The organism is Hafnia sp. (assembly GCF_036648275.1).
Lineage (GTDB): Bacteria > Pseudomonadota > Gammaproteobacteria > Enterobacterales > Enterobacteriaceae > Hafnia > Hafnia alvei.
On record NZ_JAVXIQ010000036.1, the window covers coordinates 13,990 to 27,953 of the forward strand.

General features: G+C 49.0%; 13 protein-coding genes. 5 read left to right on the forward strand and 8 right to left on the reverse strand.

What is annotated here, in order from left to right:
- Positions 1-105: 105 nt before the first annotated feature.
- Entirely contained in the window at positions 106-1,233 is a 1,128-nt protein-coding gene (pdxB, locus tag RSC70_RS19345) for a 4-phosphoerythronate dehydrogenase PdxB (RefSeq protein WP_332543230.1), read from the reverse strand.
- Between the two features lie 118 nt (positions 1,234-1,351).
- The gene (locus RSC70_RS19350; RefSeq protein ID WP_332543232.1) at positions 1,352-2,128 is read right to left on the reverse strand and encodes an AraC family transcriptional regulator; all 777 of its coding nucleotides are present in this window, start codon (positions 2,126-2,128) and stop codon (positions 1,352-1,354) included.
- Positions 2,129-2,280: 152 nt separating this feature from the next.
- Here RSC70_RS19350 and RSC70_RS19355 point away from each other — a divergent pair, with 152 nt between their 5' ends.
- Positions 2,281-3,210, forward strand: a complete 930-nt coding sequence (locus RSC70_RS19355; protein ID WP_332543234.1) for a DMT family transporter — start codon at positions 2,281-2,283, stop codon at positions 3,208-3,210.
- A gap of 678 nt (positions 3,211-3,888) precedes the next feature.
- On the opposite strand, the gene RSC70_RS19360 is transcribed toward RSC70_RS19355, so the two are convergent.
- From RSC70_RS19360 to RSC70_RS19375, 4 genes are read right to left on the reverse strand one after another with little or no spacing between them, the layout of a single operon-like run.
- Positions 3,889-4,389, reverse strand: a complete 501-nt coding sequence (locus tag RSC70_RS19360; RefSeq protein WP_332543236.1) for a protein disulfide oxidoreductase — start codon at positions 4,387-4,389, stop codon at positions 3,889-3,891.
- Positions 4,386-5,117: a DsbA family protein gene (locus RSC70_RS19365; RefSeq protein WP_332543251.1), complete on the reverse strand. Its 732-nt coding sequence runs from the start codon at positions 5,115-5,117 to the stop codon at positions 4,386-4,388. The genes RSC70_RS19360 and RSC70_RS19365 overlap by 4 nt, the downstream gene beginning before the upstream one ends.
- Positions 5,118-5,157: 40 nt before the next feature.
- A complete protein-coding gene (locus RSC70_RS19370) occupies positions 5,158-7,185 on the reverse strand; it encodes a protein-disulfide reductase DsbD family protein (protein ID WP_332543238.1) in 2,028 nt (675 codons plus the stop codon).
- A gap of 52 nt (positions 7,186-7,237) precedes the next feature.
- Positions 7,238-7,615 (reverse strand): copper resistance protein, encoded by a 378-nt coding sequence (locus RSC70_RS19375; protein ID WP_130998933.1) that lies wholly within the window; start codon positions 7,613-7,615, stop codon positions 7,238-7,240.
- A gap of 202 nt (positions 7,616-7,817) precedes the next feature.
- Here RSC70_RS19375 and RSC70_RS19380 point away from each other — a divergent pair, with 202 nt between their 5' ends.
- A complete protein-coding gene (locus RSC70_RS19380) occupies positions 7,818-8,183 on the forward strand; it encodes a DUF4186 domain-containing protein (RefSeq protein ID WP_040046398.1) in 366 nt (121 codons plus the stop codon).
- 156 nt (positions 8,184-8,339) lie between these two features.
- Positions 8,340-8,891: an acid resistance repetitive basic protein Asr gene (gene asr, locus RSC70_RS19385; RefSeq protein WP_332543241.1), complete on the forward strand. Its 552-nt coding sequence runs from the start codon at positions 8,340-8,342 to the stop codon at positions 8,889-8,891.
- Positions 8,892-9,570: 679 nt separating this feature from the next.
- Here asr and RSC70_RS19390 read toward each other — a convergent pair.
- Positions 9,571-9,969, reverse strand: coding sequence for a VOC family protein (locus RSC70_RS19390; RefSeq protein ID WP_332543243.1), 399 nt, complete (start codon positions 9,967-9,969; stop codon positions 9,571-9,573).
- A 216-nt stretch (positions 9,970-10,185) separates the two neighbouring features.
- Here RSC70_RS19390 and RSC70_RS19395 point away from each other — a divergent pair, with 216 nt between their 5' ends.
- Positions 10,186-10,407, forward strand: coding sequence for a YgdI/YgdR family lipoprotein (locus tag RSC70_RS19395; protein WP_025797788.1), 222 nt, complete (start codon positions 10,186-10,188; stop codon positions 10,405-10,407).
- Between the two features lie 64 nt (positions 10,408-10,471).
- On the opposite strand, the gene fabB is transcribed toward RSC70_RS19395, so the two are convergent.
- Positions 10,472-11,686, reverse strand: a complete 1,215-nt coding sequence (gene fabB, locus RSC70_RS19400; RefSeq protein WP_025797786.1) for a beta-ketoacyl-ACP synthase I — start codon at positions 11,684-11,686, stop codon at positions 10,472-10,474.
- 173 nt (positions 11,687-11,859) lie between these two features.
- Between fabB and mnmC the strand changes: the two genes are divergently transcribed.
- Entirely contained in the window at positions 11,860-13,878 is a 2,019-nt protein-coding gene (gene mnmC, locus RSC70_RS19405; RefSeq protein ID WP_332543246.1) for a bifunctional tRNA (5-methylaminomethyl-2-thiouridine)(34)-methyltransferase MnmD/FAD-dependent 5-carboxymethylaminomethyl-2-thiouridine(34) oxidoreductase MnmC, read from the forward strand.
- Positions 13,879-13,964: the final 86 nt, after the last annotated feature.

A 13,964-nucleotide genomic window follows, 5' to 3' on the forward strand; every position in this document is an offset into this window, starting at 1 on the left:
GATCTCATTCGATAAACTCGATAAGCCCCCTCCCCTGACAAGGGGAGGGTTGGGGTGGGGTCATCTCTCTCATAACCAAAGCGGATAAGAGCTAAGCCACACTCACTACATTAATTCGGCGCTAAACCCCAGCGCATTCAATAGCTCAACGCTCGCATTGTCGTCACATTTCACGCATAACGAAGACCATTCACGGCGCTCCTGATAATGCTTACGCAGGCGGTCAAATTCACCGGCCTGCCCTGCAACACGACGCAGCGGCGCATCGTCGCGGCGCACATCATACACTAGATGCATCAGACGTTTGAGCTTTGCCTGATCCAGCGCGCCATGAACGGTTACGCTCGCGATTTCTGGCACCGGTAACAGCTCGCTTAGCGCGATGTGCTGTGGCTGTCCGATAAACTCGCTGTAGGCTTCAAAGACCTGTGTTGTGCCGCGCGCTTTGCCTTCTAAACTATAACCGGCGATATGCGGCGTACCGATATCCACTAAATCCAGCAACGCTAAAGAAAGATCCGGCTCTGGCTCCCATACGTCTAGGATCACGCTCAGTTTTTTGCCGTTTTTCAACGCGGCTAGCAAAGCCGCATTATCAACAATCGGGCCACGCGCCGCATTAATCAAAATGCGGTTATCAGGTAATGCTGCCAACAGATCACCATCGACCAGATGCAGCGTTTTGTCGTCACCCGTTTTATTTAACGGCGTGTGGAAAGTCAGAATATCGGCATCTTGAACCAATTTTTCCAGCGGGTAGAACGTTTCGGCATCGCCCTTCGCCGCACGTGGTGGATCGCAAAGTAGCGTTTGCACGCCTAATGCTTGCAGACGACGATTCAAGCGCGAACCCACGTTACCCACGCCAACGATACCGACTGTTTTTTCACGCAGATCGAAACCATCGCGTTCGGCCAGCATCATTAAAGCAGAAAAGACATACTCCACGACGGCAATGGCATTACAACCTGGCGCCGCAGAAAAACCAATATCGTTATCACTCAACCATTTATCATCAACGTGATCGGTGCCCGCAGTCGCGGTGCCGACAAAGCGAACGCTGGTACCGCTGAGTAATTCAGCATTCACCTTAGTGACCGAACGCACCATCAGCGCATCCGCACCGACCAACGCCTCGGCAGGCAATGGGCGCCCGCGTACTGCCTGTACATTTCCTAAGCGGCTGAATAACTCACCCGCATAAGGCATATTTTCATCGACCAGAATTTTCACGTAATTCTCCCGCCGGCGCAGTGCGCTGCGTAAATAAGAAAATGATTGAAGCGCTATTTTGCCACCAAATAGGGGTTGAGCCCAAATAAGTCAGCACGCTTTCATGGATTAACTGAGATTAACTGACTTTCCGATATCGTTCGGGCGTTGTGCCTGAGATTTGCTGAAACATCACAATAAATGCCGAAGACGAGCTGTATCCCACCTCCAACGCGACCTCTTGCACGGTTTTCCCTTGCTCAAGTAAAGGCAAAGCGTGTAGAAAACGCAGCCGCTGGCGCCATTCGCTAAATGACATACCCAGCTCATTCTGGCAGCGGCGAGAGAGCGTGCGCTCGGTGGTATATACGCGCTGCGCCCAAACGCTGAGCGGCGTGTTATCTGACGGGCAGCTTTCCAACACACGTAGCACCGGCGCTAAAAATTTATCTTGTGAAGTCGGCAAATAGGTTTGATGAACCGGCGCTCGTTTCAGTTGATCCACCAAGACTCGGCAAAGGCGTATGTCTTCACGTGATTCCGGCAAAATCAGGTCACGCTCAAAGCAATCATCCACAATGGCATTAAACAGCGGGCTAACGTTAAGCAAACAGGCCTGCGAGGGCAGGTCTTTGCACAATCTGGCACTAATATTGATGGTACGAAACTGTGATAGTTTGCGGTTATAGCTTGAATGTTCAATGCCAACCGGCAACCAAACGGCAAATTTCGACGGCGCGAGAAAACTCTGGTCACCCACGTTCAGCGCGAGTACGCCGGTTCGAATGTAGATCAGCTGCCCCCACGGATGACTGTGTGGCAGGTATTCAGTATCCGCGTTGACCTCTTCACAGCGGAAAAATAGGTTGCGTACCGAGCTCACCTCGGAGGTCGGAAATGTGCGCTGCTGAGCCATAACGCCTTGCCCCAATCACAGTGAGTGATAATTCAGTTTGTCTGGATTTCATTAAATTTTGTCTGGTTATCACTATATCTAATAAACCAGACACGCGTAAACTAACGCTCGTCGCCACTGTTGTCGACAATAATGTTTTGAGAAGAAATATCATGAATGCACTGTTTCCACTTTTTGCCGTACTGATTTGGTCAATCAACGCCATTGTCAGTAAGGTTTCAGCTGGCGCTATCGATCCAGCGGCCATCTCATTTTATCGTTGGGTGTTAGCGCTGATAGTACTGACGCCTTTTGTGCTGCCCGGCGTTATTCGCAACCGAAAAGCCATTCGACCGCATCTGGGAAAATTACTGATTCTGGGGTTGCTCGGCATGGTGCTGTATCAAAGCTTGGCCTATTACGCCGCACACAGCGTCAGCGCTTTGTTCATGGGCATTTTAAGCTCCCTTATCCCGCTATTAACGGTACTGATCAGCATTTGGCTACTACGCATTGTGCCCACCGTCGGTATTGCACTGGGTAGCGTGATGTCATTCTTTGGCCTCGTATGGCTGGTAAGCGGAGGTAATCCGCAACAGTTGCTGACTCACGGTATTGGTTCAGGTGAGCTGATGATGTTCGCGGCATCGGCTTCTTATGCGCTCTATGGGGTGTTAACCAAACGCTGGAATATCAATTTACCCAACTGGCAGTCGCTTTATATTCAGATCGTCTTTGGCGTGTTGTTGCTAATTCCTAACTTCATGCTGACCAACAACGTTAGTTTGAACGCGCAAAATATCCCCTTGGTTCTGTTTGCCGGTATTCCTGCTTCGATTATTGCGCCTTTCCTGTGGATCCAAGGCGTCGTGCGATTAGGCGCCAATAAAGCCTCTATCTTTATGAACCTCACGCCGGTGTTCACCGCCATCATTGCGGTATCGTTCCTCCATGAACAACTGCACAGCTATCACCTGATTGGCGGCGGCATTGCCTTACTCGGTGTGGTGGTCGCTCAGCGTCTACGTACTCCGCTAACGCGTAAAAAAAAATCTGAAAGCGTGAATAACGCAGAGAAGGACGTTTGCTCATCGGCAGATTAACCTGAGTGTTACTTTGTTTAGATTTAGCACGGTGAAAGGTTTCGGACGCCGGTCGCATATGCTGGTATCGGTGAAGATTTCGTACATCAATCGAATATGCTGGTACCGGTGAAGGTTTCGTACATCAATCGCATATGCTGATACCGGTGACGATTTCGTACGCCAATTAGCAATTACATTTCTATGAAACCACTGGCGTTGGCGTCCGATGAGAGTCCCGTTGCGCGGGGACTCTCAACTCGCGCGCTTTTGACTGAGTCGTTTGACCGACCGGTCTCGGAGCGTACATCCTGTACGCCCTCAACCTGCCACCAGCATCCCTGCTGGCGGCTCTAAAATGCTTTCTTTAAACATAAAAAAGACAAAAGATATTTTTGTGTTTTTATCTTTTTCATTATTTAAGTCTTGGTAGGGAGAGCCACCGGTACAGGGATGTACCGGTGGAGTTTGGGGCGCCCTGGATGGGCGATACCAAACCGGAGCGGAGATGGCGTCTCGGATAAAAGCGCGCGGGTGTTGGGTGCGCGCGCTGGCGCACCCGACTCGGACGCCTTCGATGGAAGCTATATGTAAATGCCGTACCAGATAGGCGGTCGAAACCTTACATCCATTTAGCCATAAATCTGGCGGTTGAAACCTTACATTAGGGTGATATATACAACATCACCTACTCACCCACTAAACCCCCGCCCACCACATCCTCATTTTGATCCCCCAACGGCTACTCCATCCGCTGGTGTTGCTCACCATGTTGCCCTTATCAAGGATCACAAACGTTGGCGTCGCGCTGATGTCCCACTCGGCTCCTAAGCGCCCCAACTGATCGTTCACAACCGGGAAAGTTAAGCCTTTCGCCGCCATGCCTCGCATCAGGCGTTCATCATCGCCTGAACGAATCGCGATACTCAGCACGTTTACGCCGTCCTTATTAAGTTCTTCAACCATCGGTGAAGTCAGCTTACATACGCCACACCACGTTGCCCAAAAGTAAATCAGCAGCGGTTTTTCAGCGCTAAGCGCGGCTAAGGAAACCGTTTGACCATTCACTAACGTGATATCAGGCAGATGCGTTATCTCCGGCGCCTGCGGCTTGCGCCATTGATCCATTCCCCATGAGAATGCCGCTAACACCACAATAAAAATGGCCAGCTCCTTCGCCCATTTTTTTAGCCGCATCATGAAGATAACCGCGCTAATTCAGCTTTAATCACCTGTTCCAGATCGTCATAGCTAATCGCTCCAGGGATCATTTGCTGGCCAATCAGCGTTGCAGGCGTACCTTGTACCCCCATCACATCGGCCAAACGCAGGCTGCTACGAACTTCATCTAAGGTCTTATCATCGATTTTCAGCCCAGCGTTATCCGTGGATTTCAACGCGCTCGCGATGCTGCTGTCGGTGTGATAGCCCTTTTTAGACATCAGCCGCTGATGTAGCGCTTCAAAACGTGCGGGATTTTGCTGCCACAGCGTTAAAGCATATTGCGCAGAGCTTTGCGATGTTTCTCCTTTGAAAGGTAAGAGTTTGATCACCACCGCGACGTCGGGATATTTTTTAACGATTTTCTCAAGCTGTGGATCAAACTGTTTGCAGTAAGGGCAGTTATAGTCAGTGAAAGAAACCAGCGTAAGCTTGGCGTTTTTAGCCCCGATGCGTGGGCTGGCTGCATCGTTAAACAACGCATCATGGTTCTGTTCAATCACTTTACCCAACTGGGCACCGGCCTGTTCTGCACTCTGCTGCTGCCATGCGGTTACCGCCTCTTCCAAGATCTGCGGATTATTCACTAAGGTTTCACGAATTAATTCACGCACCTGATTCTGCTGTTCAGTTGTTAACGGTGCGGCAGTAACGGTGAAACTCACGGCGGCAATCGTGAATAACGCGCTCTGAAGTAGCGTGGTCATTTTAGTTTTCATGTTGGTTTTCATATTAGTTTTCATGACATTATTCCTTCGCATTCGACAGCGTTTTAAGTAGGGTTTGACGATCGAGCAGTGGGGAAAGCACCTCACCGTTTGGCAGGTTTGGGCCATAAATTTGATTAAACGGAACCGCGACTGCGCCGCGTTGTTTTAGGAATTGATTAATCGCAGGTGATGGCGTCGTCCAGTCACCTCGTAGAGCCACAACATCCGGCTCATTCAGCGCCTTCTGCACATCATCGCGTAGCAATACGTTGTATTTATTGGCTTTGCAGGTGACGCACCAGTCTGCCGTGACATCAACAAACACTCTCTTGTTTTGGCCTAACGCCTGTGAAATAGCCTCTTCACTCAAGGGTTGCCACTGCACACTATCGGTCATCGGCGTGCGCCAATGCTCAGCGGTTAACGCACCCGCCGCAAGCGTCGCGCCACTCAGCAAAAGCAATACCGCACCCCAGATCAGCAGTTGCCGACGTCCGTAATGAATTCCCGTTAGGATCAGCAATATCACCAGCAGCGCTGCACCAAGAGACCACGCAACCAGCGTTCCAAGATGCGCAGTAAGCAGGCTAATCAGCCACAGGCTTGAGGCCAGCATCATCATCCCCAGCACGATGCGTAAGCGGTTCATCCATTGTCCCGGTTTCGGCAGCATTTTGGCGGCGATCGGGAAAGCGGCAATCAGCAGCCACGGCAAACTCATGCCAATACCCAAAGCCGTAAACACTAGCCAGAGATCGGTCATCGGTGCCGCCAGCGCAAACGCTAGTGCCGTACCTAAGAATGGCGCAGAGCAAGGCGTGGCTAATAACGTGGCGAAAACGCCCTGCCAGAAGTGACTGCTGTTACCGTTACCTCCGGCTGTTGCTATCCGCGTGGTGGTGGTGTTGCCTAAACGAATGGAAAAAAAGCCGAGCAAGTTGGCACTAAATAATGCCGTGACCACCACCATCAGCCCAATAAACCACGGGCTTTGGAATTGGATACCCCAACCTACCGCTTTCTGGCTTAACCTCAGTGCCGTCATCACGCCGGCTAATGCCCAAAATGACACTAAAATACCGGCAGCCGAGGCCATAAATTGGCGGCGAACTACCCGGCTTTCGCGGTTCTCTAGCTGTAAAACCGAGCCAAGTTTCATGGCTAAAACGGGCAGAACACAAGGCATCAGATTGAGAATCAGCCCACCCAGCAAGGCAAAGAGGATTGCCGTTGAGAGCCCTAAGGAAGGAGTAACTGGAGCGGGTAGTTGATCGTCAACGGTGAGAACAGCCTGCTGCGCAATACCCGCATCGCTGAAGACCATACTCAGTTTTTGCCCGTGAAGATCGGGCGCATTGCCCTCCCAACCGTCGGTTACGCGTACCGTAGCAACAACACGGCTGCCGTCAATTTGGATTTTTGGCTTGGCAAAATCAGCACCGTCTGGCACATCAAAGAAAATTTCGGGCTTTTGCCATCCCTCTTCTCTTTCGGCACTCACACGCAGCTCACCGCTGTGATAACCGGCTTTAACGTGATTGACCATGCCCTCCGTCAACGGCAGCGTGCCCTGAGCGCGTATAAAAGCATGTTCAAATTCAGGAGGTGTCGCCTGCGTGAGATCCAGATCAAAGGGGAAATCGCTTAATACACAGACGTTGCTACAGGTAGAAAGTGTCAGCACACCTTGAAGCCGTTGGGCGGTTGCTGGAACATTTACGGTGATAGGAAAAACGGTATCGCCGTGATATCCCTGAGTTGAAATACCCGAAACGTCAAAGCGCTGCGGCGTTGGCCATCCCCAGTGCATCCTTTCGATTGGCGTTTGCCATTTGATTTCAGGCGCAATGCCGCCCTCACCCGGTGAACGCCAATAGGTTTTCCAACCGTCGTTAAGCTTCACATCAAGCAAAAGGCGAACCATACCGTTTTCAGGCTGGTTTGAGCTAATTCGCACCTGCGCATGGTCGTTTTGTGGATTCTGCAACCATCCACTATCAGCAGCCCAAGCGATGGGCAACCAGAGGCACAGGCTGAACGCCAGCGCCCTAAAAAATAGGAACATAGATTTTCTCCAAAAATAATTTTGCTACGTTAACAAACCGTCACGTAGAAAGTTATTCTCGGAAGACACACAGCCGGAGATGTACCCGCAAGCGGGGTAAAGAGACCGCCCGTAGAGGAGGAATGAGTAAACGCAGCTGCCGCGCAGGCTCAAGCAATAAAGCTACGAACAGCAGCAACGCAAAAAAGAGGTGTTCAACCGCCATGCTGTTAGCCGCAAGCAATGACTTAGCACTGAGCTCACAGGGAGAAATGGGGCTTTCTTGGCTATCACTGACCTGTGATTCGCCCGTAATTTGAGTCGCAGTAACATCAGTGGGAAGGTACTTACTGAGCATGTGCATACCGGCCATGCGCTGAGTTGTACACGTCAGTACAACCAGACAAGCTAATATTAGGAACCACTTAGCCACACGCTGCCGTTCAACCATAAACCGTTTAAATTTTTCGCCACCAATGATAAGTACGTCTTATCTTACCTAGCAAGCGAGGATAAACAACCTATTAGCGGTAACTTTACGTTTGTCTACTTTATACTGCTGGAGAAACGACCGTTCTGCCTCAAACTTGCATTTTTATCTATGCTAGAGGATCGTAACCCTGTCAGTTACTCGCCAGATTTAGGATTTTGTTGTGTATCAGTCTGCTGAAAATATCTGGGCACGCCTACAGCGCTCCCCTTTTCGCATGAAGTTTCATCTCAACGCCAAAGACAGTGCCTACCTACAACAAAAAGGCACTGCGGTGATTTTGTCCCATGCCTATGATTTTATAGATACTCGCTTAGCGCCTGCGTTTCCTGAAAACGATGGCAAGCAGACCCCAATGCGTGGACATCCGGTGTTTGTAGCACAGCACGCTACGGCAACCTGCTGTCGAGGATGTTTAGAAAAATGGCATCGCATTCCACAGGGAAAAGCGTTAAACGAAGAAGAAAAACAGTACGTTGTGAATTTTATCGCGCACTGGATTGAGAGTGAAACCAGCGGCCACCCTTAGTGATTTATCTGTCTATTTACCTTTCAATGTACAGATTGTACATGCTGTTACGTACCGACACCAAACACTTACGGAAAGTTGACATCCATCCTCCTATTATTCATTCACCGGCTCCACCGAGGGGCTTACGAAAAACAAATTCTTGAGGAATGGAAAATGAAAAAAGTTTTAGCTCTGGTTGTTGCTGCTACTATGGGTCTGTCTTCTGTTGCTTTCGCTGCTGAAACAACCGCTGCTCCAGCTGCTCCGGCTGCGTCTTCAACGACTGCTGCTGCACCTGCTGCCAAAGCAACTAGCACCACTCACCACAAAAAAGCGAAGCACCACAAAAAAGCAACCACAGAGCAAAAAGCTCAGGCTGCTAAAAAAGCCAAACACGCTAAAAAAGCAGCGCCGGTAGCTCAGAAAGCTCAGGCAGCTAAAAAAGCTCAGCATCACAAAAAAGCAGCGCCAGTAGCTCAGAAAGCTCAAGCTGCTAAAAAAGCTCAGCATCACAAAAAAGCAGCGCCAGTAGCTCAGAAAGCTCAGGCTGCTAAAAAAGCTCAGCACCACAAAAAAGCAGCGCCAGTAGCTCAGAAAGCTCAAGCTGCTAAAAAAGCTCAGCATCACAAAAAAGCAGCGCCAGTAGCTCAGAAAGCTCAGGCTGCTAAAAAAGCTCAGCACCACAAAAAAGCAGCACCAGCTACTGCTGCAGCACCAAAAGCATAAGTCTCAACGCTTAGATATCAGTAAGGCCGCAGATTACTCTGCGGCCTTATTTTTTAAACTCTCCGCTTAAAAACCACAAATGACGGGCTGTATCACCATATAATTCCACTGATGACCTTCAATCCAAACACTTCATCCAAATTCTCACCTCATATCAAGAATAAAATTCTTTAGTGCTCTGTGCGCTAATCTTTCGCTCTATTTAATTTAGCTAAGAATATACATATTTATTCTTATTCCATATCTTGATTATGGGTATAGATAATAGATAGAATGCCGGAAAATAATTAATAGATATCACACCAAAGTAATAACGTTCGTTATTTTAATTTTTCCGAATTAAAAACTATTAATCACAGGGATGTCATAATGATCATTTTAACCAGCTTATTACTTAAGTTGTTTTTTAAGCAGCTAACCTTGCGCAGCGCCGCCTACGTTGCGGCTCATATTGTGATGTTGGTTTTTGTCTTCGAAAATTTAATCTTTATTGATATATGATATTTATATATTCAAGAATACAATTCATTTAAAAAACACATATTTTATTCACAATCAAAAATACTGTATGCATAAATAATTTAGGTACTCACATTAAAATTAACGCTAATTTTATTGTCATTCTGTTACGCATGAGATTCACTCAATTTTCTGCTGAATAAGTTTTGATAAACTAAAATCATCTACCCCAATCAGTATTCTGTAGCACAACGCGATAACCATCGAGATCGGCAAACGTTTTACCATGTTGATCCCAATATGGGTTATATGAAACCACAACCAGAAATCCAGCCAACTCCATTTTTGTACAGGCTGCTCGCCATTCGGCTTCATCAGGAATATAGAATACCAGCAGATTATCCGCCGTTGGCGCATCTGGAACCGTAGTACCACGATGATGGGTAAACTCAAGATGGTAGGCATGATTGGGATGCCCCACTATCACGCCGTCGAATCCCTGATGATCCTTAAAATGCCCCAACACGTCGAAATCCAGTCCTTTGCAGTACATCTGTGCGATAAGATCTAGGCGGTTTGTTGGCCTTGCTATACGTAAGCGATTATTTTTATGTGTCATTATTTCACTCCATGCCTCATGTCATAAGCATAGGCGATCATTCTGTACCTCGCAGGCTGAACGCTTGCCCGCGCTCTTTTGCTACGATAGTTCATCGGCCTAGCGATACATCTGACATGATTTGTAAGGATTATTTCATTTTTTGCGGGCGAATCGCATTGCATCCACCTGTTATGATCTATGCTTGTACAAGATTCACTAAAAGGATGACATAAAATGAAAAAAATTCTTTCGATGCTCTGTATCGGCGCAGCTGTTTTGATGGTGGCCGGTTGTTCTAGTGATTATGTGATGTCGACGAAATCAGGGGAGATGATCGTCACACAGGGGAAACCGAAAATTGATAAAGACACAGGGATGACAAGCTACGTCGATCAGGATGGTGTCAATCGTCAGATCAATACCAATGACGTTGCACAGATGATTGAAAAAGAATAAATCAAAGCCGCTAAAAACAAAAAACCCGCATTTCGCGGGTTTTTTTATGCCATCGGTAAACGAATTACTTCTGGAATTTTTTCATGACTAGCGTGGCGTTAGTACCACCGAAGCCAAAGCTGTTAGACATCACGGTATTCAGATCGCGCTGAGTTGGTTCAGTTACGATGTTCATACCCTGAGCCTGTTCGTCCAGCTCTTCAATGTTGATGCTTGGCGCAACGAAGCCGTGTTCCAACATCAGCAAGGTGTAGATAGCTTCGTGAACACCAGCGGCACCCAGAGCATGACCGGTCATAGCTTTAGTTGAAGAAATCGCTGGTGTGTTGTCGCCGAAGACTTCACGGATCGCACCCAGTTCTTTCACGTCACCCACCGGTGTAGAAGTACCGTGTACGTTCAGGTAATCCACTGGCGCATCCAGATCTTTCATCGCCATACGCATGCAGCGTGCAGCACCTTCGCCTGATGGAGCAACCATATCGTAGCCATCTGAAGTTGCGCCGTAGCCAACGATTTCAGCATAGATATGTGCGCCACGCGCCAGAGCGTGTTCCAGCTCTTCAACAACCACGATACCGCCGCCGCCAGAGATAACGAAACCGTCACGTTTGGTGTCATAAGTACGTGATGCTTTATCTGGGGTTTCATTGTACTGAGTTGACAACGCGCCCATCGCATCAAATTCACAAGCCAGTTCCCAGCACAGCTCTTCGCCGCCGCCAGCAAACACAACGTCTTGTTTACCTAATTGAATCATCTCTACCGCGTTACCGATACAGTGAGCTGAGGTCGCACACGCAGAGCTGATGGAATAGTTAACGCCACGGATTTTGAACGGTGTTGCCAAGCAAGCAGACACGCCAGAACCCATTGCTTTGGTCACCATGTATGGACCCACGCCACGCAGACCGCGTGAACGCATGCCGTCGGCACCGGCAACCTGATTACGTGGAGAACCACCGCCGGAACCGACGATCAGGCCAGTACGGTCGTTAGAAACCATATCATCGGCTAAACCAGAATCTTTGATCGCTTCCTGCATGGAGAGGTAAGCGTAAATAGATGCATCACTCATGAAGCGCATCACTTTACGGTCAATCATGCCGGTGGTATCCAGCTTGATGTTGCCCCATACGTGGCTACGCATACCGGCCTCTTTAAGTTCAGGCGCGAAGGTGATACCCGAACGCCCTTCTTTCAGAGACGCCAGAACCTCCTGCTGGTTGTTACCGATGCTGGAAACAACGCCCAAGCCAGTAATTACTGCACGTTTCATGTCTTAACCTCTTACACAGATATTGTTCATTCGGGATTTTGAGACGCACTTTAGCGTACACTTGTACGCCGAGCAAGTCCGATCAGATGTGGTTGAACCAGATGGAGGCATATTTGCCGTCCCTGTAAGAGACCGTTAAAATCCCTTTATATCTGTATTTAGAGTAAAAACCCGTGAGCAATTCAATTATTCAGAATGCAAAATTAAGCTGGAATGAACAGGGAACACCGGTTTCGCAACAGTTTGATGATGTTTATTTTTCCAATCAGGACGGGCTTTCAGAAACTCGTTACGTATTCTTACAGGGTAATCATCTAGCAGAACGCTGGCTGCAAGCACAAGAGCGTACTTTCACCGTGGCGGAAACGGGGTTTGGAACCGGTCTTAACTTTTTAACCCTGTGGCAAGCCTTTGATGCCTTTGAACAACAGCACCCTAATAGCGAGTTTAAGCATCTTCACTATGTCAGCTTCGAAAAATATCCATTACTGGCTGACGATCTTGCCGCTGCTCACGCACGCTGGCCCGAATTAAAAAATTTCAGTGAACAACTGTGCGCTGTTTGGCCAGCCGCACTTCCAGGTTGTCACCGCGTATTTTTAGCCAATGGGCGGATCACGCTCGATTTATGGTTTGGCGACGTCAATGAGCTTATCCATGCGTTGCCATACAGCCTCAACGAACAGATTGATGCTTGGTTTTTAGACGGTTTTGCTCCATCAAAAAACCCGGATATGTGGACACCTGAGCTGTTTGACACCATGGTCAAACTGGCAAAAAAAGACAGCACGTTTGCCACGTTTACCGCCGCAGGCTTTGTGCGCCGCGGTTTACAGGAGGCCGGCTTTGATGTGCAACGCGTTAAAGGCTTTGGTCAAAAACGTGAAATGCTGACGGGGCACCGCGCAGAGAGAGAATCTCCCTCTTCGCCAGCGCCGTGGTTTGATCGCCCCAAGGCGCAAAACCCCCAAGATATTGCCCTCGTTGGTGGAGGCATCGCCTCCGCGCTAACGGCCTTAGCACTGCTTAAGCGTGGCAGCTCTGTCACGCTATACTGCGCCGATCCCAAGCCTGCGCTTGGCGCATCAGGCAATCGGCAAGGTGCCCTCTATCCGCTGCTTAACGGCCGTAACAGTGCGTTAGAGCGCTTTTTTATTAGCGCCTTCGCCTTTGCGCGTCGCCAATATGATGAATTACTCAACCTTGGTCTCACGTTTGATCACCAATGGTGTGGCGTTAGCCAACTGGGCTGGGATGAAAAAAGCAGCGATAAAATCACGCAGATATTAACCACTGACTGGCCGCAGTGGTTGGCCGAAAAAGGCGATGCGGCCACGCTAACACAGCTTGCAGGATTGGATATTCCTCATGATGGCGTGACCTACGGTGCCGGTGGCTGGCTTTGTCCTTCACAGCTTACTCAAGCCGTGATTGATTTGGCCCAGTCACGGGGATTAGTCATCCACTTTAACGACGAACTCACGGATCTGGCACACAATGAGCATCGCTGGCAACTGGCTTTCCGCAATGGCGAAATCAAACAGCACGGCTGTGTGGTTTTGGCTAATGGGCATCGTTTAAATCATTTTACGCAAACCGAGGCGCTGCCGCTTTCGGCGGTGCGCGGTCAGGTCAGTCATATTCCGACCAATGCGGTTTTAGACCAGCTCAAGCAGGTTTTGTGTTACGACGGCTATCTAACACCGGTTAATCCCGCTAATCAGCATCACTGCATTGGTGCCAGCTATCAACGCAATAAAACCGATCTGAATTTCTCCGAAGTCGATCAACAAGAAAATCGCGAGCGCTTATTGAAATGCCTTCCTCAGGTTGAATGGCCGAAACAAGTCGATATCAGCGACAATGAAGCACGCGTTGGCGTGCGCTGCGCCATTCGCGATCACATGCCGATGGTGGGTGCTGTTCCGAACTACACCGCAACGCTTGCGCACTATCAGGATCTAATGGCGCAAAAATCCACGCCTGAATCCGTTGTCTCAGCGCCGGTTTATCCCGATTTATTTATGATTGGTGGACTAGGCTCACGTGGCTTATGCAGCGCTCCGCTATGTGCTGAAGTACTTGCTGCGCAAATTTATGGCGAAGCGATACCGCTCGAGCAAGACGTATTGGACGCATTGAATCCGAACAGAATGTGGGTACGGAAATTATTGAAGGGAAAAGCGGTTTAATTAAGATATGTGTCGGTAATTGCCCCCCCAACCTCCCCCTTTGTTCAGACCGGAGACATGGTGAACACTTGTTCGGAGACATGGTA

Coding starts and splice junctions, on each gene's coding strand:
- RSC70_RS19350 (WP_332543232.1), bottom strand. CDS start 2,128: ATGGCTCAGCAGCGCACATTTCCGACCTCCGAGGTGAGCTCGGTACGC.
- RSC70_RS19355 (WP_332543234.1), top strand. CDS start 2,281: ATGAATGCACTGTTTCCACTTTTTGCCGTACTGATTTGGTCAATCAAC.
- RSC70_RS19360 (WP_332543236.1), bottom strand. CDS start 4,389: ATGATGCGGCTAAAAAAATGGGCGAAGGAGCTGGCCATTTTTATTGTG.
- RSC70_RS19365 (WP_332543251.1), bottom strand. CDS start 5,117: ATGACCACGCTACTTCAGAGCGCGTTATTCACGATTGCCGCCGTGAGT.
- RSC70_RS19370 (WP_332543238.1), bottom strand. CDS start 7,185: ATGTTCCTATTTTTTAGGGCGCTGGCGTTCAGCCTGTGCCTCTGGTTG.
- RSC70_RS19375 (WP_130998933.1), bottom strand. CDS start 7,615: ATGGTTGAACGGCAGCGTGTGGCTAAGTGGTTCCTAATATTAGCTTGT.
- asr (WP_332543241.1), top strand. CDS start 8,340: ATGAAAAAAGTTTTAGCTCTGGTTGTTGCTGCTACTATGGGTCTGTCT.
- RSC70_RS19390 (WP_332543243.1), bottom strand. CDS start 9,969: ATGACACATAAAAATAATCGCTTACGTATAGCAAGGCCAACAAACCGC.
- RSC70_RS19395 (WP_025797788.1), top strand. CDS start 10,186: ATGAAAAAAATTCTTTCGATGCTCTGTATCGGCGCAGCTGTTTTGATG.
- fabB (WP_025797786.1), bottom strand. CDS start 11,686: ATGAAACGTGCAGTAATTACTGGCTTGGGCGTTGTTTCCAGCATCGGT.